This window comes from Nostoc sp. NMS2, from assembly GCF_017115105.1.
Classification (GTDB): domain Bacteria; phylum Cyanobacteriota; class Cyanobacteriia; order Cyanobacteriales; family Nostocaceae; genus Nostoc.
The window spans coordinates 32,322-49,537 of record NZ_JABXKH010000042.1 but is presented as its reverse complement, the minus strand read 5'-3'; the positions used below and the strand labels follow the sequence as shown (position 1 = coordinate 49,537).

The window sequence follows — 17,216 nt, the reverse complement described above, 5'->3', positions numbered from 1 at the left end:
GGTCTGTTTATTTCCGCCGTACTGTACTAGAGTCCGCCTGTGGACTGTAAACGAATATCACCGGATGTTGGAAACGGGTATTATTACAGAGGATGAACGGGTATAAGTGATTGATGGGCTTATCCCCATGAGTGCCAAAAATTCCCCCCATGCAGCGACAACGCTGTGTGCATCTGACTATCTGAAGCGATCGCTAGCAGAAGTCGCCTTAGTTAGGAGGCTAAAAATTTTACTCTCAAAATAAAACCTTTATTTCTGTACAATTTTTAGCGAATGTCTAGAGAAAATAGCCTTCATTTTCAAGTTAGTAAATTGGACGATCGCCTTTACTAAATCTTGCTGTTCTGGTTGCAAATTCAGCTTTAATAGGGCTTGATTCATATTATTACCAGCCCGAAGATTGCGAGTAAGTTGGGTGCGTTGTGATGTGTTTAAAACTGCCTCAATTTCCCTATTTCTTCTTTGACGCACAGCCTGGAGTTGCTGGCTTTGTAAGGGAGTCAGGTTAATCTCCGACAAGGTGGAGTAACTTATAGTTTTGATAATTTGGGCAAAAATGACACCAGAAGTAGTATGCAGTTGAACCGGTGCAGCTAAGGTAATTCCCGGCATGGAAAAAACAAGAGCTAGAATAGCAGCGAACACAAAAAGCCTTTTTGTCAAGTGAATTGCCATATTGAGAAATGCCGACATCTAATTTAATGCTGAGATATAGTGAAGCAATTTTCAAGTCTTTAATTTTGAATATTGAATTTATCCTACCTCCAAAAGGATGGTAGTTCGGCTAGAAAATATTATCCGCTTTCAGGGAATCAAAAAACTAGAGTGGCAAAATAGGAGAAAATATTTTATGTTTAAACTCCTCAGATCCGTTAGCGTTTTTCTCATTATCGCCTGTTTGCTATTTGCTTGTCATGCTTGGGCACCGACCGAATTCAAACGCCCTCCCTTGAAAGTAGAATTTACATCTTTTGTTGGGGAGCATTCAGGGATCATTGCTCAAGAAAAAGGATTCTTCAAAGCTCAAGGGGTAGATGTGGAACTAATTTATAAACGATACATCCAATTGGAACAAGCAAATTTCAGTGCGGGTAAGTATGATGGTATGGTATTGACCTTGGGAAGTTTGATAATCTTGAGTGCCACAAATCCAGATATACAAGGCGTGGTGGTTATAGATGAATCAACAGGAGCAGATGTAGTAGTTGCTCAATCACAAATTAAAACCGTCGCTGACTTGAAAGGGAAAAAGCTGGGTGCAAATCTAGGCGGTTTTAGCGAAGTTTTCGTGACTGAAATGTTGAAAACAGCGAACTTAACCAGCGATGATGTGAATTTGGTTAAAGTAGAGGCTTCAGAAATTGTTCAACAGCTGAAAAATAATGCTATTCAAGCCGGACACACTTGGGAACCCCATCTTTCTGAAGCTATTAAATTAGGGGGACATATCCTATTTACCAGCAAACAAACCCCTGGCTTGATTTTAGACCTGATAGTCTTTCGCGGTGAGACAATCCGCGATCGCCCCGAAGACATTCGTGCATTTGTACGAGGATGGCTGCAAGCCGCGACTTACTGGAAAGCAAATGTTCAGGAAGGAAACGCTATCATCAGCAAAGCGTTAAAAATTCCTCGCAATACAATCTCTCTGGAGGGAGTAAACCTAACTGATTTAGGTGAAAATCAAAAATTCTTTCAATCTAGCAACCCTAACTCCATCTACAAAACTGCCAAGATATATGCAGACTTTTTTATTCGCTCTGGAAACATGACGCGCATTCCTGAGCTAAAAAGTTTGTTCAATTCTTCCTTTTTGAAGCCTCCCTCCTAGTTTAAAGCCATGCAGTATTCTGTTTTGGGCAGCATCCGTACAAAGTTGATTGCTTCGTTTCTCATTGTTGCTTTGATTCCGTTGCTGTTATTGGCATTTATCAACAAACAGACAACTGAAAAAGCACTAACGGAAAATGCTAAACAAGCCCTATCTGCGGCGGCTAACGAAACCGCTAATAAAATAGATGCCTTTATTGATGGAAATCTCAATGCCGTGCGCGTGGAGGCGATTTTACCAGGTTTGGCACGCTACCTCAGCCTAACTCCAAAACAGCGAGATGACAGCCCCGAAATGCAATTGGCGACAGAAACATTAATCCGTCTCAGTCGCAAAGATATGATCAATGTTCTCTCATACTCTTTGCTCGACCTAAACGGGAAAAATGTATTGGATACATATACACCGAACATTGGCAAAGATGAATCAGTTCAAAACTATTTTAAAAAACCGCTCCAAACTGGGTTATCCTTTGTTTCTAGCATAAAGCAGTCACCAACAATTCCTGACCTTGTTACCCTCTTTTTTAGCAGTCCGGTTCGCAATGCTAAGGGAGATATATTGGGTGTATTGCGTGTTTCATACAATGCTACTGTTGTTCAGCAGTTAGTAACTCGACAAACTGAACGCGCTGGGGCAAAATCCTTTGCTATTGTGTTAGATGAAAATAATATTTATCTGGCACATAGTACGGCATCAGAACTGCTTTTTAAATCAATTATGTCTCTGTCTGATGATGTTGTAAATCAACTACAACAGGAAAGACGTTTGTCTAATTATCCTGTCAAAGAATTGGCAACTAATGAGCAAAAAATTAAGCAAGCATTGGAGAATAAACAGTCGTATTTAATTGCATATTTGTCAGGAACTGGAAATCAGGTTAATTTAATTGCGATCGCTCATTTAAAATATAAAGCTTGGTCTGTGTTGTTTGCACAGCCCCTTGCTGTCGCTCTAGCACCTGTGGAAAAGCAAATTAGTGACGCAATGTTTCTATTTGCCTTGATCGCTTCAGTAGTGGCAATCATCGCTTTTGCTATTGGGCAACTGTTAACAAAGCGAATGATTTACCTTACTAATATAGTTTTACAGTTTACCGCAGGTAACTTAGATATCCGCGTCAAAATTAACTCAAAAGACGAAATAGGTCAACTGGCAAAATCGTTTAACAATATGGCACTTCAATTACAAATATCTTTGGAAAGTTTGGAACAACGGGTGCAAGAGAGAACAGCAGAGTTAATAATTGCCAAAGAAAAAGCAGAAGATGCAAATCAGAAACTAGAAAAATTGGTAAATTTAGATGGTTTGACTCAGGTGGCTAACCGTCGCTGCTTCGATGGACGACTGCAAGCAGAATGGAAACGCCTCGCACGAGAACAACAACCCTTGTCACTAATTTTATTCGATGTTGATAAATTCAAACTTTACAACGACTATTATGGTCATCTTGGAGGCGATGATTGTCTAATCAAAATAGCGCAAATAGTGCAACAGATTGTTCGTCGTCCTGCCGATCTAGTAGCGCGTTACGGAGGGGAAGAATTTTCGGTACTCCTCCCCAATACTGACTTATTAGGAGCGATCAAAGTAGCACAAATAATTAAACAAGCAATTCACGATCGCGCTATTCCCCATGCACAGTCTGATATTAAGGATATCGTCACAGTTAGTTTGGGTATTTCTTGTGTCATACCCACTTGCGACATCAAGCCAGATACACTCATTGCTTCAGCCGATAAAGCAATGTACAATGCCAAACAAAATGGGCGCGATCGCTATTGTACTTATTAGATATCGCCGTATGCGACGTAGTGCAATTGAAGAAGGCAGGAGGCAGAAGGCAGTTCTTGCTGGAGGACAAATCAGAAGCGGATTCCAACCCCGGATGATTTGGAGCCACTGAAAAGAGTTCAGTGGGGTCTTAAACCCCTGTTCCCTCTGGTCACACTACTGAGTTAGGGGTCAGTTTCCCTCCTGCCTCCTAACTCCTGCCTCCGTTGATAATTTTACTCAGCACTCAAAATTACTCAGACCTTTTAATTCTGTCGATTTCCCGTTGTAATTCTTCAATTTGACGGCGCAAATTATCTGTTTCATTTGCGGAAGATTCTGCTGCAACATTTACTGAGCCGGAAGCAGGCGATCGCTGATAATTCCCTCGGCGAATTTGCTGGTATTCTTCGGATACTGCCCACGTCCGTAAGTAATGCAGGCGTTCCACTGGGAAAGGATGGCTCAACATCGTACCCTGAGCGCCATTGTAAATCAAGAATTTATATATCTGATTCAGTCCATCTTCATCTAGTGCCTGATAATTTTCTGACTGCTTGATAAACTCTTGTAAACTACATTCATTGGCATATTTGTGACTACCGCCAGAGAGTTTCATCATGGTTGACATCACGGGATTCAAGTCATCCATCACCAGTAGTGCCGCACGATCTGACGATAACTCGGCTTTCCGTCGCCACTCAAAAAAGGCATAAATCAAGCCTTGTGTTACAAGATTACCGAGGCCGAAGGTCAATTCTCCCAAGGCAGAAGCAGCACTCATCGCCCACATCGCCATTTGAATTAAAATAGTATGACCACATTTAATATGCCCCAGTTCATGGGCTAACACTGCCCGAATCTCAGCTTCGTCTAGTAAGTCTAGTATCCCTGTATTTATTACTATGTAAGGATTCTCTTGCCCCAGTGCATAGCTATTTGCTTGGGCATCTTGCGAGACAAACAGCGCGGGTTCTGGGTAAATGTCCAAATCTCGGACGCATTCCCGAAACATCTGGTAAATAGTGGAATACTGACGCGGCCCGACTTGGATGGTGTTACCCATTAGATAGACTAATTGAGGGCGTTCGTAGATAAATTCCACAAATTTACGAGCGATTAAATCAAATCCCGGTAAATTTCGTAAAGCTTGCTCGGCTTGGCGATCTAGTGGATGCCTGAAGGCTTCGCTGGAAATTCCTGTGTAAGTTGGCATAATTTAGGGTATTGGGTGATTAGTCATTGGTCATTGGTCATTAGCAATTGGACTTTGGACGAATGACAAATGACAAGATAATAGAAATGGGGCAATTGGAAGTAAAAATCACTTTGTATGGAATTAAAAGCGTGTGATTGAGGCAGAAGTTCATTTGTCACTACATAACTTTTTGCGATCGCAAGCGGGGTTCCCTTCCTGGCCCCATCATTTGACGATGGCACGGTTGGTAGCACGCGCCTTGCGCCTGGGACGTAGTGCCCTAATTCAAGTAGGAGCGGTTTGTGGCTATCAAGGACGGTATCGCACCAGTTTTGTAGCATCAGCCCTAATGTGGCATGGCCCTGTAATTATTGTTGCTCAAGAACCAGTGCAGCAACTTCTGCTGCGGATAGAAATTCCTCGTCTACAGCAGTGGCTACCAGCCAATAAATCGATTAGAACAGGTGACGCTTGGCCTGATGCTGAGTTCCAAGGGCTACTGTTAACCTCCCCAGAAGCTTGGTTAAGAGGACAATTTGCTGGGGGCGATCGCTTTCCCCAAGGCATCCCTACAATTATTGATGGGGTAGACGATCTCGAAGATTGGGTACGTCAGCAACTTACCCAAGATATTCAACCCCATCATTGGGACGAACTCATGTTGGCTTGTCCAAATCAAGCTGAGGCAATTAGCGAAGCACGGATACAACTGACACACGAACTTTTTCAGCATCCTGTTAATCCATATCAGTGCTATCTAATTTCCCAGCCAGAAATAGAAATTTTAAGCCGTCTCTATTCTGCTTTAGAGTCAGTACAATCACTACCAGAACCTTGGAAACAATTCTGGCAACAATTTCAAACCCTAAATGAAAATCTTTCCCCCCCTGCCTCCCCTCCCCTCTTTTGGGCGACTATAGCCCATAGACAAGGTTTATTTTCTTTGCACTATGCCCCAATGGAATTAAGAGAAATCCTCTTACCCTTGTGGCAGCGACAACCAGTAGTTTTAATTGGCAGCGCCATAGAACCGGAAACAGAGGCTCCTCTTTTCCGACAGCGCCTTGGTTTGGAAGATTTAACTTGTCTGAAGTTCTCTTCGGAGAGTCAAGCGGAAGCAATTCAACTGTATGTACCCTATAAATTGCCTTTACCTAACACGCCAGAATTTCAAGCGGCATTTATTCATAAAGTCCGCACACTGGTTTGTCTAAGTGCTACAGCACCAGGATTAACGGTTGTCTTGGTGGGGGATGTCCCACTCAAGGCTCAAGTGGCAACAATTTTGGCATCAGAGTTTGGTTCACGGGTGCAGGTAGAAAAAACTTGTTTAGATGAAAATGGTATTTTGATTAGCGGTTGGGAATTTTGGCGAGAACATCAACGAGTCTTGCCAGCACCCCATCTGTTAATTATTGCTACTTTACCTTTACCATCTTTAGAAAATCCCCTGGTAGCTGGTAGGGTAGCTCTTTATAAGCGATCGCATCAAGATTGGTTTCGTTTATATTTATTGCCAGCAGCCTTGAATGAATTACAAAGAGCGATCGCGCCAGTCCGAGAAAGTCAAGGCATCGTTGCTTTACTTGATAGTCGTGTAGTTAATCGTAGCTACGGCGCTCAAATTCTTGCTGCCTTAAGTCCTCTGGCACGCATTAACTATCTTGACCCAAGTTTGTTTTCTAATACCGATGAGGAAAATTCCGCTTAAAGTCATTTCCCATTCCCCATTCCTTAATTGTCTATAGGCACAATTCCTGGCAAGATAAAGTTAAAACCTAAGTAGATTTGGTTTACTAATTATGGGTGAAGCAAAGCGTCGTGTGCGATTCGTTGTTTAGGGAATCACGGTAAACAGTCCGTACATAACTAAACCAGTCCGACAGCAGATTACTGTCATTAAGGGCTGAACTCTCGGTCAGATGCAAGTGCAAGACTTGCCATTCAGACTCAGAATTGACTCCTTATCTGCCCACACCGAACAAGCTCGGTTCTTGTAGAGTGAAGCTGGGAACAGGGCGCAATCAGACTACCGTTGCGGGTTGACACTGGCGCTAACAGGGAGTTCCTACGATGAAACAGAGCCTAAAAAAACGACTTATTGGCAGGCAGGGCGCAACGCAAACCCCTGACCTCACTGGAGTTCATTCCCGCCGAAACACGGCGAGTATCGGCAAGAGTCTAGGGAATCCAGTAGTTGGATTGGCTACATCTAACGGAACAATCAATCTCTCCGAGGGAACGAATAAAAACTAACTGTGGGTCTTGAGACAGTCGAATCTCAGGTAGACCAGACGAGCGGAGGAATCCCCACAGTTAGGGTAGGACAGACCGTAATTGGTCTGAGGTGTTCAGAATACACTAACTAGAGAAGAGAAAATGATTAGACACAGTTACAAAACTAGTGAATCTTGGAGAGCTTTACCGTGGAAGAAATTCCGCCGAAATCTTTTCCGCCTTCAAAAGCGCGTGTACAAAGCGGTTCAAGTTGGAGACAAGCGGAAAGCTCGGTCACTCCAAAAGCTTATTCTTAAATCAACCTCGGCTCGATTTCTTGCAATTAGACTTGTATCTCAGCTAAATGCTGGTAAAAAGACGGCTGGTATCGACGGGAAGAAATCCCTCTCATTTGAAGAACGCTTCAATCTTGAAGAACTACTGAAAATGAATAGTGGAAATTGGAAGCATCAAGGATTACGGGAAATCCCAATCCCTAAGAAGGACGGGACTACCAGAATGCTTAAGATACCTACCATCGCGGATAGAGCTTGGCAATGCCTCGCAAAATATGCACTCGAACCAGCACACGAAGCCACTTTCCACGCCAGGAGTTATGGGTTCAGAACTGGGCGCTCTGCCCATGATGCACAAAAGTACATCTTCTTAAACCTTAGCTCCAGTGCCAATGGAATAGAAAAACGAGTAATCGAACTCGATATTGAAAAGTGCTTCGATAGGATTAATCACTCAGCAATAATGGACGAACTCATTGCCCCTAAAGGCTTAAAACTCGGAATATTCCGATGTCTCAAGGCAGGAGTCAACCCAGAATTTCCCGAACAGGGAACACCTCAAGGGGGAGTGGTCAGCCCACTATTAGCAAACATCGCGCTCAACGGGATTGAGAGTATACACAGGTATCATGAGAATCAAGGACAGAGAATCACTGGTAAAACCTCAGCCAGTGATATCACCGAGCCATCAGTCCGATACGCGGATGACATGGTTATTATACTTCGACCCGAAGATGATGTAACAGAGATACTTGAAAGAATCAACGAGTTTCTCCGCAAACGCGGAATGAATATAAGCCAAAAGAAAACCAAAGTTACCGCCGCGACAGATGGGTTTGATTTCCTCGGCTGGCACTTTAAAATCCAGAAAAACGGAAAGTTCAGAAGTATCCCTTCAGTGGACAACTTCAAAGCGCTCCGTAAGAAAGTAAAACACATCGTCAACAACTCGAATTATGGTGCTACCACAAAGGCTGATAAATTAGCCTCGGTAGTTAGAGGTTGGAGAAATTACCATAAGTTCTGCAAGATGGACGGCTCCAGGAATTCCCTGTATCACATCGAAACAAGAGCTTACAAGGTATTTAACAAGGAAACCAAACAAAACCGCTACTCTAGCAAGAAATTACTAGACAAGGCATTTCCAGCAGTTCCCTACTCCGAAAATAAACACGTCTCAGTCAAAGGAACAAAATCCCCCTATGACGGTGATACAGCCTACTGGAGCGAACGTAATAGCAAGCTCTACAACGGTGAAACCTCTAAAGCTCTTAAGAAGCAAAACCATAAATGTGCATCCTGCGGCTTAAAGTTCATCGATGAGGAACGGGTTCACCTGCATCACATCGACGGAAATCACGCCAACTGGAAGAAAAACAATCTTGAAGCAATTCACGAGAGTTGCCACGATTACAAGCACATGAGCAAAAGCGCAAGCTAAGAACATCGGGAGCCGTGTGCAGCGAAAGTTGCACGCACGGATCTAACTGAGAGGTGCGGGAGATAATACTCCCCATCGACTCAACCAAAACCACACAAGGCGAAATATACAGTCAAGAGGCTCGGATCTTGTCTTGGGTTCCCATCACAAAAACTCAAGCTGAACAATTTGTCAGTTGGACAACTCGTGGTGCCTGGATAGGCATTGGTCTTATGGTTGTAGGATGGGCAACTATCCGTTTTATCGGACCAGCCTTCGGTTGGTGGCAAGTAGTCTTATAATTCGTAATTCGTAATTCGTAATTCGTAATTAAGTTTTGCAATGGGGATTTTAACTCCACCGCATATTACGAATTACGAATTACGTAAAGCCTGCGGCATAGCTTCGCTTAACGCGGAGCGTGCCGGAGGCTCTATTACGAATTACGAATTACGAATTACGAATTACAAATTAGCCCGATCGCAATACACTTGACCAAAGCTATGATCGGCATGAATTTCAATCACTAGATCGACTGCTGTTGCATCTTTTACCAACGGCTTGATAAATAATTCCGGGTGAAGCGATCGCCAAAAATAATTGACAAATTCCTCTATCTCTGCATTGCTCATCCCCGACTTACCCGCAGCGATCATTTGCTGTTCTGCCTGTTTGCGCCACTCCAAAGAACAGCGATAATCGGTTGGGTATAGCACAATTAAGCTGTCTAATCGCTCCCACAGTGGTAAATAATCGTAGAGGCGACAATTCATATCACGGGCAAATGCTCTATTTTCATCTGTGACAATTGGCGGCGGGGCAGTATCAAATATATTTGCATTAATTGGTTGCACACCCACAAACCAACCTTCAAATAGTACAATATCTATACCTGTAACCATTTCTGAAGTAGTGCGATCGCCAGCGCCTCTGTATGCAGATTTATCAAAGCGGGGAACCATAACTGAACTTTGCGACTGACGGATCTGATCTAGTACATCTAAGCCTAAATCTACATCGTGGGTTCCTGGTGGGCCGCGCCAAATCAAGCGGGGATCTTGCTGTGTTAAAACCAAGCGATCGCTGTAAGTTTTATATAAGTCATCCAAAGATAAACTCAGCGTCCGGTATCCCAACTGATTCAGAATCAAACTGAGAACCTTAGACATTGTGGTTTTACCAGTGCCTTGTCCTCCTAATATTCCCTGAATCAGAGGGCGTTCCAACAGTTGGCGCTGCGATGCTAGTTTGATCCCCAAAGGCAGCCACAAGTCCCACAATACCTGTAACATTTCCTTGGGTTCGATTTGCAGGGTAGTTTGGCAGAATTGGCTAAAACCTGGGAGGACAGATTTTAGTAAATGCGATCGAAAAGCGATCGCTTCATCGACATTTTCCGGCGCGATCCCAAAAGCTTTAGCCCTTAACTTATCTGCTAGTGCTGCTTCTCTTGCTTGCTGCTGCCAAGTTTCCCCCAGCGCATCCGTTGCCAAAATTTCACCCAGCCACAAATTCATAAATTCCTCATCTCCCTACGATCCCAGCTTAAAGGCTTCGAGAAACAGGCTGTAGGTGAAACCAACTTTGAGGAGATTTAGTGAGTCTACCAAGAGCGATCGCTTAGTAAAAAAGCTTTGACTGTAAAATATCCTACTAGTAACTTCCGTTAAAACTACTAAAAAACCAGCTACCACAATGTCTAATTCTGCCCGTTGACCAGCAGTAGTGGAAACTGCGTTTCCCAGAAAAAAACCAAACAAAAAACTAATTATCAGCAACGATAATCGCCGCCAAGGATTTAAAAACCATTGCCGCAAGCGTGTAGCAATGGCATCCAACAAGTTATTCAGACGAGTGTTTTGCATCAGATAGACTTTTGGGAAAAAGTCAAGATATCTTTATATTATTAAAAAATATATTGGTTGTAACCTAAGCTTATTTGTTAATATTATAGATATATGCTGGGTTTCCAGCGTTGATTGAAATTTTTATATTCTATCATCTTTAAGGAAGTACAGGCGCTTTCAAGGCGCTTATTCTAACGCAAGATGAAATATATTTATTATCTGGGCTGGCAAAAGACACTTTGTTGCCTCTGCTAGCAGCTTTACTATATTTTTATTTTTTTATACAAATAAATTGACTAGTTCGGTATCTAATTTTCTTGTTTTTATTCAAGCCTACGGTCAATACACAAAGCAATTAGTGTCTGTAACTGTTGTTTTTCAGACATTAATGAAATAATTCCCTCCAAATATTTTCTACTCAAAATGATACTTATAATACATTGATGTGCCTAATTTTAAGAAAGTATATCTTAAGCTACTTTCTATGATTTCCTTTCGTGATAATGGGCTACTATTTGGTCAAGCCTAGACAAAATATTTATTTCTAAAAACTATCAATATGAAATCTTTAGTGTATCGTAACGTCGGTGTTACAGCTTGTTGCTTGGGACTGCTTGTTGCTATGGTGGGATGCTTTGGAGTGAGCGTATCCTTTGAGTCCACAAACCCAGATACATCTTCACAACTGCCAAGTGAAACTCAAGAGTGGGAGACAACTTCCTCCAAACCTGTTTCACCAGAAAAAGGTATTTCCGCTAATCTATCTACTCCAAGCAATCAAGTAGAACATAGTAGTAAAGAGAATACTTATCCTGTCTTAGCAGAGCGTGATAAATCAGCTAGCATTGCTAAAAATCAAGGGACTTTGCGGATGAGCAATCAAACAAATCAACCTGTACGCCTGGCTCTACTGGCGCGACAGTCGGTAGCAAAAGGCTCCGGTACTAAACAGACTAACTACGATGTACCAGCACATTGGGATTTTGCTCCTCAAGAAGGTAGTGAAAAAGGACTGATTCTATCCCTACCTCAGAATAATTTAAAGCTGGAGAAGGGAGATATTTTAGTTGCCTTTGCACAAGATGGCTCCCGTAGTTATTGGGGCCCCTATGTTGTCGGTGAAACTCAATTACCTAAATGGAATTCCCAAAACAGAGAATGGCAACTAGTGCTAAGTCCATAATTTAAACCTCATCTATGTTGAAACCTAGAGTTTTTTAAAAGATATATTTATGTAGGTTGGGTGGAGTGAAACGCAACCCAACATTATCACCAAATTTTATGTTGGGTTACGCTATCGCTGCACCCAACCTACAAAACTACGGTTCTCAAGGTAGACGAGGTTTATAGCAATCAGAATTAAATTTTCTGTTTGAAAATGCGCTTATTAAGAGTTATGAAAACCTACAAGCTGTAGAGGCAATTTATGTATTGCCCGGATGTGAATCAAGCACAGCTTCACATAGAATCGGTATGAGGATTGCTAAATAGTTACCATAGATAACTTCTGCATTTAGTCTTCTAGATTGACTTTTGTTTCATTTATTTTTACTATTAAACCCCATTATGGTATAGGGCTAGAGTAAATACGCTCATCTGATGTTGCTAATAAATAGAGCAATAGGGGCAATCTCGGAAAAACAACTTATTAAGCGTCCTCATTACATTGTTTGAAGTTATGTAGCCTTTTGATTACAGCCTATCAAACACTGCGGTAAACTATGCGTTGATTATGATTCTTTCGCAGAGAAGAACACTCGAAAGGAGCCGTTTTTTCAATGTCTCATTCCGTTAAAATCTACGATACCTGCATTGGCTGCACCCAATGCGTCCGCGCTTGCCCTACTGATGTACTGGAGATGGTTCCCTGGGATGGCTGTAAAGCTGCTCAAATCGCCTCTTCACCCCGTACAGAAGACTGCGTGGGCTGTAAGCGCTGCGAAACCGCTTGTCCCACCGACTTTTTGAGCATCCGGGTCTACCTGGGCGCTGAAACAACTCGCAGTATGGGTCTGGCTTACTAAAAAGCTGGTGCCGAGTGCTGAGTGCTGAGACAAAAAGAAGTAAATCAAAAAAACTAATTTCTTGATTCTTCTCTCAGAACTCGGAACTCGGAACTTAAGACTTTGAAGTGTGTCAATATCAAGCACCTTTAGCATCGTAGAGTGGATACTACCTGCTTTACGAAATTTTAATTTTAGATTGGGGATAAAAATCTCTGGGTACTTAAATCCTAGAAGCCGTATTTGTACCGTCAGGTTAAAAGCTGACGGTGAATCTGCTTTAAAAGCCCAAAATCCATAACAAGACCTAGTGGTAGAGGGAGTAATATTACTCCCTTTTTTCTTTGCAAAACGTCGAGTTTGTGGTAAACACTATACTGGATTTAATCATCCTGAAAAAAAGTGGTGTGAACAATGTGCGGAATCGTTGGATATATAGGCACTCAAGCGGCGACAGACATTTTACTGGCTGGGCTGGAAAAACTAGAGTACAGGGGCTACGATTCTGCTGGAATCGCCACTGTTTGGGAAGGTGAGGTTAATTGTGTGCGGGCAAAGGGCAAACTGCATAACCTGCGTTCTAAATTAGAACAGATAGAAACCCCCGCCCAGATTGGTATTGGTCACACTCGCTGGGCAACTCATGGTAAACCAGAAGAATACAACGCCCATCCCCATTTGGATACGGCAAAGCGAGTGGCGGTGGTGCAAAATGGCATTATTGAAAATTACCGCGACTTACGCGAAGAACTCAAAGCAAAAGGACACCAGTTTGTTTCTGAAACTGATACTGAAGTAATTCCTCATCTCATAGCTGAATTTTTAAAGAATCTTTCCCCCTCATCCCCCTCATCCCCCTTCTTAGAAGCAATTCGCCAAGCCGTTAACCACTTACAAGGGGCATTTGCGATCGCAGTTATTTCTGCTGACTACCCCGATGAATTGATTGTTGTCCGCCAACAAGCGCCTTTGGTAATTGGTTTTGGGCAAGGGGAGTTCTTTTGTGCATCTGATACGCCTGCGATCGTTGCCTACACCCGTGCGGTGCTACCTTTAGAAAATGGCGAAATTGCCCGCCTTACACCTTTGGGCGTTGAGATTTACAATTTTGCTGGCGACAGGTTGAAAAAACAACCCCGGCTACTCAACTTCAATCCGGCAATGGTAGAAAAGCAGGGATTCAAACACTTCATGCTCAAAGAAATCCATGAGCAACCAGGAGTAGTCAGAGCGAGTTTAGACGCTTACTTTAATCCAGCCGAATCTACCGAATCGCCAATCAATCTTGGCTTACCTGCGGATTTATACACTGATTTAGAACAAATTCAGATCCTCGCCTGTGGTACCAGTTGGCACGCAGCATTAATCGGCAAATATTTACTTGAACAACTAGCAGGAATTTCCACTCAAGTCCATTACGCTTCTGAGTATCGCTATGCACCATCACCCGTGACGGCTAACACCTTGATTATCGGTGTTACCCAATCAGGCGAAACTGCCGATACCTTAGCAGCTTTGACAATGGAAAAAGAACGTCGCCAAGGGAAAGAATCTAAATATCAAGCGCGACTACTGGGTATTACTAATCAACCTGAAAGCAGCCTCGGTCATCTAGTGCCGCATGTCATCAGTACCCTAGCGGGAATTGAAATTGGGGTAGCGGCGACAAAAACTTTTACCGCCCAATTGATGGCGTTTTATGCTTTGGCATTGGATTTAGCCGCTCGTCGTCAGACTGTTTCAAAAGACACATTAGATAAAATTATTAATGGGTTGCGGCAGATTCCTAAAGAAATTGAGGCAACTTTAGAAAGTCAGGAACGTTTAACAGAACAGCTAGCCCACGAATTCGCCGAAACCCAAGATTTCATTTTTATAGGAAGAGGAATTAACTTCCCCATTGCTTTAGAAGGGGCGTTGAAACTAAAAGAAATCAGCTATATTCACGCCGAAGGGTATCCGGCTGGAGAGATGAAACATGGCCCGATCGCACTTTTAGATGCGAAAGTACCAGTAGTTGCGATCGCAATTCCTGGTAGTGTTTACGAAAAAGTTCTTTCAAATGCCCAAGAAGCCAAAGCCAGAGATTCGCGGTTAATTGGTGTGACACCCGTCAACGATGGCGAAGCTGCGGAAATCTTTAACGAGCTTCTCCCCGTCTCTCATGTAGACGAATTACTTTCTCCGATTCTGACAGTAGTTCCTTTGCAATTATTGGCTTATCATATTGCTGCTCGTCGCGGTTTGGATGTCGATCAGCCAAGAAATTTGGCCAAGTCTGTAACGGTAGAATAGTCTATTTATAGAGGTAGTAGCGTTTAAGCGCTACTACATGATTTTTTGAGGTAGTCCTCAAAAAAACCCTTTATTTAAAAGTAGCGCGATGACACAAACAACTACAGAACGTCTATACTCTTTTGAAGAATATGTTACTTACGACGATGGTACTGATAGCCGTTATGAACTGGTGGATGGGAAATTAGAACGCATGAATCCACCAACTTTTAGACATTTACTGATTTCTGACTTTATTCAGGATAACTTTACAGCACTTACGGCAGCTATGAGGTACATTCCCAAATCTGAAAGCTTTGATAGGAGAGGGCAAGGAAAAAAACTGTATTGCATAATAGCCGGAAGCGCTGTAAGGTAGAAATTAATCGCTTGAGTTTACCTTGGTTATGCTTTAGAGAGGCGGGGGTGAGAACGGGGTGGCGAAAGTCAAGATTGCCTGATGTTTATGTTGTCATGGCTGAACAGGTGATGGAATTCCTTGATGAGTCTGCTGTTTGTCAGTCTGCGCCGATGTTAGTAGTGGAAGTTGTTAGTCCTGATTCAGTAAAACGCGATTATCGATATAAACGTTCTGAATATGCAGCGTTAGAGATTCCTGAATATTGGATTGTAGACCCAATAGAGTCAAAAATTACGATTTTATTATTGTTAGAAGGATTATACGAGGAAAAAGAGTTTAGCAGCACTCAGCAAATTGTGTCTGCAACTTTTCCGGAAATTGTGCTTACAGTTGAACAAGTATTAGCTGCGGGTAATGTTGGTTAAAAAACAATACAGTTCAGTTAAGCAATTTTTTCCTTCTCTTTCTTCTCTCTGTGTCCTCTGCGTCTTGGCGGTTCGTAAAAAAAAAAGACTTTGACAAAGAGTGCTAGCCTTAACTGAACCGTATTGGGTTAAAAAATAACGATGCCTAATACGAGGTTTATCGCAACATTACCATCGGCTTAATTATTTTTATATAGATAAATAGTATTCAAATGCTGAGGATATTATATCCTCTCACGATCGCCATCGTTTTCTCAGCCACCAAACCACAAAACCAACAACGATTCCAACCATCAGACTAGAACTGAAAGGGTAGTCGCAAAAATAAGGAATTTTAGGAAAAATATCTTTCATACTTTCTTTACTACAAAAATCTTTGGCGGGTGATTGTAGTAGAGATGTTGTTGCTATTACTGAACCGGCGACAGCGACTAATTCTTGAAAATTGCGATCGCGTTCTGCTTTCTCAACATCTATGCGACTGCGAGTAGCGTTAATTGTATCTTCTAAAAGTTGCAACCCAAGCTGCATATTTTCGATATCTTTGGTAATTTGTGGTAAATATTTTTTGTTTGCTAGTTCGCTAAATTTTTCTAAAAAATCTAACTGATTATTTTGACCTGCTTTTTCTTGAATCAAAGCCAAGCGAAGTTGATAATTAGATAAATTAATTTCAATGATTTGTTTTTGAAAAGAGAGGTTGAGTAAATCGATTGTGTATTGCTGGAGAATGTTATCAATATTGTTTAAAATCTTGCGAGAATTGGTAATACTCTGCTTTTCTTGCCAAGAATTGTTTAAGTTGGTAATTTTTCTATTTTCTTCAATCTGTTTATAATGATTGAGCAGAGATTCTTTAACTAAACGACTTTGCCAATAAGCCCACAAAATCTTACTTCGATAACAAAATAATCCCATCCAATCTTTATAAAATTCCGCAGCTTTTTCTGCACTCTCTCGATTACTATAAATAGCAATAATTACATGACGTTCATTAATCTTTAGAGAAGTAGTTACTTCTTCTGGGCGCTGATTTATATTTTGTGATTGCCATATTTCAAAAACTTTTCCGTCTAAAAAACTACCTTTTTCTGGTTGCCAATAAGTATCTTTAAATAAAGTATAGTAGCAATCTTTAGCAATATCCTCATAATTCTGAGATGAGTTTTCTGGTAGCCAACCAGACAGTAACCAGGTTTGTCCAATTGTTGCCAGTTCTTGATTGATTTTTTGTTCAATTTCAGTTTTTAAAATTGTAAAAAACTTAGCTGGTTGAGTTTCGGTTTGATTATTAATAGAACAATCAATTTGTAAGCCATAAGTATCATTTAACCTAACGGGATAATAGTATCCTTCTACAGCTTTATTGTGAGAAAGAAAGTTAATTTGAGCAGGATGGGTAAGCTCTAAATACTCGGTTTCAATGTCAGGATCGTTGAATTGAGTATCAGAGGGGAATTGTGCTAAAAAAGCTGCTTTGTTTTTTTTTGTTTCTGCGTCAGTTGTGTTTAAAGATGTTTTTAAAGCATATAAAAATAAATCGAGGGTAGGATAGATTAAATCGCTCATGA

14 protein-coding genes and 1 pseudogene are annotated in these 17,216 nt (G+C 41.8%); 10 read left to right on the top strand and 5 right to left on the bottom strand.

Translation table 11 applies throughout. The annotated features are described in order from the left end of the window. Positions 1-249 precede the first annotated feature (249 nt). Positions 250-645, bottom strand: a complete 396-nt coding sequence (locus tag HWQ36_RS05725) for a hypothetical protein (RefSeq protein WP_366828460.1) — start codon at positions 643-645, stop codon at positions 250-252. A gap of 205 nt (positions 646-850) precedes the next feature. On the opposite strand from HWQ36_RS05725, the gene HWQ36_RS05720 reads away from it, so the two are divergent. Together HWQ36_RS05720 and HWQ36_RS05715 are read left to right on the top strand one after the other, a co-directional pair. Beyond that, positions 851-1,831, top strand: coding sequence for an ABC transporter substrate-binding protein (locus HWQ36_RS05720; RefSeq protein ID WP_292699003.1), 981 nt, complete (start codon positions 851-853; stop codon positions 1,829-1,831). 9 nt (positions 1,832-1,840) lie between these two features. After that, positions 1,841-3,625, top strand: coding sequence for a diguanylate cyclase (locus tag HWQ36_RS05715; RefSeq protein WP_292699001.1), 1,785 nt, complete (start codon positions 1,841-1,843; stop codon positions 3,623-3,625). Positions 3,626-3,857: 232 nt separating this feature from the next. Here HWQ36_RS05715 and HWQ36_RS05710 read toward each other — a convergent pair whose 3' ends face one another. Continuing rightward, positions 3,858-4,820 carry a M48 family metallopeptidase gene (locus HWQ36_RS05710; RefSeq protein ID WP_292698999.1) on the bottom strand — a complete coding sequence of 321 codons (963 nt, stop codon included), beginning with the start codon at positions 4,818-4,820 and terminating at the stop codon, positions 3,858-3,860. 133 nt (positions 4,821-4,953) lie between these two features. On the opposite strand from HWQ36_RS05710, the gene HWQ36_RS05705 reads away from it, so the two are divergent. From HWQ36_RS05705 to HWQ36_RS05690, 4 genes are all read left to right on the top strand, one after another. After that, entirely contained in the window at positions 4,954-6,513 is a 1,560-nt protein-coding gene (locus HWQ36_RS05705; protein WP_292698997.1) for an ATP-dependent DNA helicase, read from the top strand. A gap of 362 nt (positions 6,514-6,875) precedes the next feature. Beyond that, on the top strand, positions 6,876-7,058 hold the full coding sequence (locus HWQ36_RS05700) for a hypothetical protein (protein WP_292698995.1): 183 nt from the start codon (positions 6,876-6,878) through the stop codon (positions 7,056-7,058). 123 nt (positions 7,059-7,181) lie between these two features. Beyond that, on the top strand, positions 7,182-8,756 hold the full coding sequence (locus HWQ36_RS05695) for a reverse transcriptase domain-containing protein (RefSeq protein WP_292698993.1): 1,575 nt from the start codon (positions 7,182-7,184) through the stop codon (positions 8,754-8,756). 53 nt (positions 8,757-8,809) lie between these two features. Continuing rightward, positions 8,810-9,037, top strand: a complete 228-nt coding sequence (locus HWQ36_RS05690) for a DUF2839 domain-containing protein (RefSeq protein ID WP_292698991.1) — start codon at positions 8,810-8,812, stop codon at positions 9,035-9,037. Between the two features lie 162 nt (positions 9,038-9,199). On the opposite strand, the gene HWQ36_RS05685 is transcribed toward HWQ36_RS05690, so the two are convergent. Beyond that, entirely contained in the window at positions 9,200-10,252 is a 1,053-nt protein-coding gene (locus HWQ36_RS05685; RefSeq protein ID WP_292698989.1) for a glycerate kinase, read from the bottom strand. A 15-nt stretch (positions 10,253-10,267) separates the two neighbouring features. Beyond that, entirely contained in the window at positions 10,268-10,600 is a 333-nt protein-coding gene (locus HWQ36_RS05680) for a DUF565 domain-containing protein (protein WP_292698987.1), read from the bottom strand. A 541-nt stretch (positions 10,601-11,141) separates the two neighbouring features. Here HWQ36_RS05680 and HWQ36_RS05675 point away from each other — a divergent pair. The 4 genes and pseudogenes from HWQ36_RS05675 to HWQ36_RS05660 all read left to right on the top strand — a co-directional run bounded on the left by HWQ36_RS05675 (position 11,142) and on the right by HWQ36_RS05660 (position 15,645). Next, a complete protein-coding gene (locus tag HWQ36_RS05675; protein WP_292698985.1) occupies positions 11,142-11,765 on the top strand; it encodes a hypothetical protein in 624 nt (207 codons plus the stop codon). A 595-nt stretch (positions 11,766-12,360) separates the two neighbouring features. Further along, positions 12,361-12,606, top strand: a complete 246-nt coding sequence (psaC, locus tag HWQ36_RS05670; protein ID WP_015175986.1) for a photosystem I iron-sulfur center protein PsaC — start codon at positions 12,361-12,363, stop codon at positions 12,604-12,606. A gap of 393 nt (positions 12,607-12,999) precedes the next feature. After that, the gene (gene glmS / locus HWQ36_RS05665) at positions 13,000-14,880 is read left to right on the top strand and encodes a glutamine--fructose-6-phosphate transaminase (isomerizing) (protein WP_292698966.1); all 1,881 of its coding nucleotides are present in this window, start codon (positions 13,000-13,002) and stop codon (positions 14,878-14,880) included. 88 nt (positions 14,881-14,968) lie between these two features. Next, a pseudogene (locus HWQ36_RS05660) lies at positions 14,969-15,645 on the top strand (Uma2 family endonuclease). A gap of 234 nt (positions 15,646-15,879) precedes the next feature. On the opposite strand, the gene HWQ36_RS05655 reads toward HWQ36_RS05660, so the two are convergent. Continuing rightward, positions 15,880-17,214: a hypothetical protein gene (locus HWQ36_RS05655; protein WP_292698964.1), complete on the bottom strand. Its 1,335-nt coding sequence runs from the start codon at positions 17,212-17,214 to the stop codon at positions 15,880-15,882. Between the last annotated feature and the right edge of the window lie 2 nt (positions 17,215-17,216).

What these genes read in the sequence shown, in the direction of transcription:
- HWQ36_RS05720 (WP_292699003.1), top strand. Translation starts at nt 851, where the DNA reads ATGTTTAAACTCCTCAGATCCGTTAGCGTTTTTCTCATTATCGCCTGT.
- HWQ36_RS05715 (WP_292699001.1), top strand. Translation starts at nt 1,841, where the DNA reads ATGCAGTATTCTGTTTTGGGCAGCATCCGTACAAAGTTGATTGCTTCG.
- HWQ36_RS05710 (WP_292698999.1), bottom strand. Translation starts at nt 4,820, where the DNA reads ATGCCAACTTACACAGGAATTTCCAGCGAAGCCTTCAGGCATCCACTA.
- HWQ36_RS05700 (WP_292698995.1), top strand. Translation starts at nt 6,876, where the DNA reads ATGAAACAGAGCCTAAAAAAACGACTTATTGGCAGGCAGGGCGCAACG.
- HWQ36_RS05695 (WP_292698993.1), top strand. Translation starts at nt 7,182, where the DNA reads ATGATTAGACACAGTTACAAAACTAGTGAATCTTGGAGAGCTTTACCG.
- HWQ36_RS05685 (WP_292698989.1), bottom strand. Translation starts at nt 10,252, where the DNA reads ATGAATTTGTGGCTGGGTGAAATTTTGGCAACGGATGCGCTGGGGGAA.
- HWQ36_RS05680 (WP_292698987.1), bottom strand. Translation starts at nt 10,600, where the DNA reads ATGCAAAACACTCGTCTGAATAACTTGTTGGATGCCATTGCTACACGC.
- HWQ36_RS05675 (WP_292698985.1), top strand. Translation starts at nt 11,142, where the DNA reads ATGAAATCTTTAGTGTATCGTAACGTCGGTGTTACAGCTTGTTGCTTG.
- psaC (WP_015175986.1), top strand. Translation starts at nt 12,361, where the DNA reads ATGTCTCATTCCGTTAAAATCTACGATACCTGCATTGGCTGCACCCAA.
- glmS (WP_292698966.1), top strand. Translation starts at nt 13,000, where the DNA reads ATGTGCGGAATCGTTGGATATATAGGCACTCAAGCGGCGACAGACATT.
- HWQ36_RS05655 (WP_292698964.1), bottom strand. Translation starts at nt 17,214, where the DNA reads ATGAGCGATTTAATCTATCCTACCCTCGATTTATTTTTATATGCTTTA.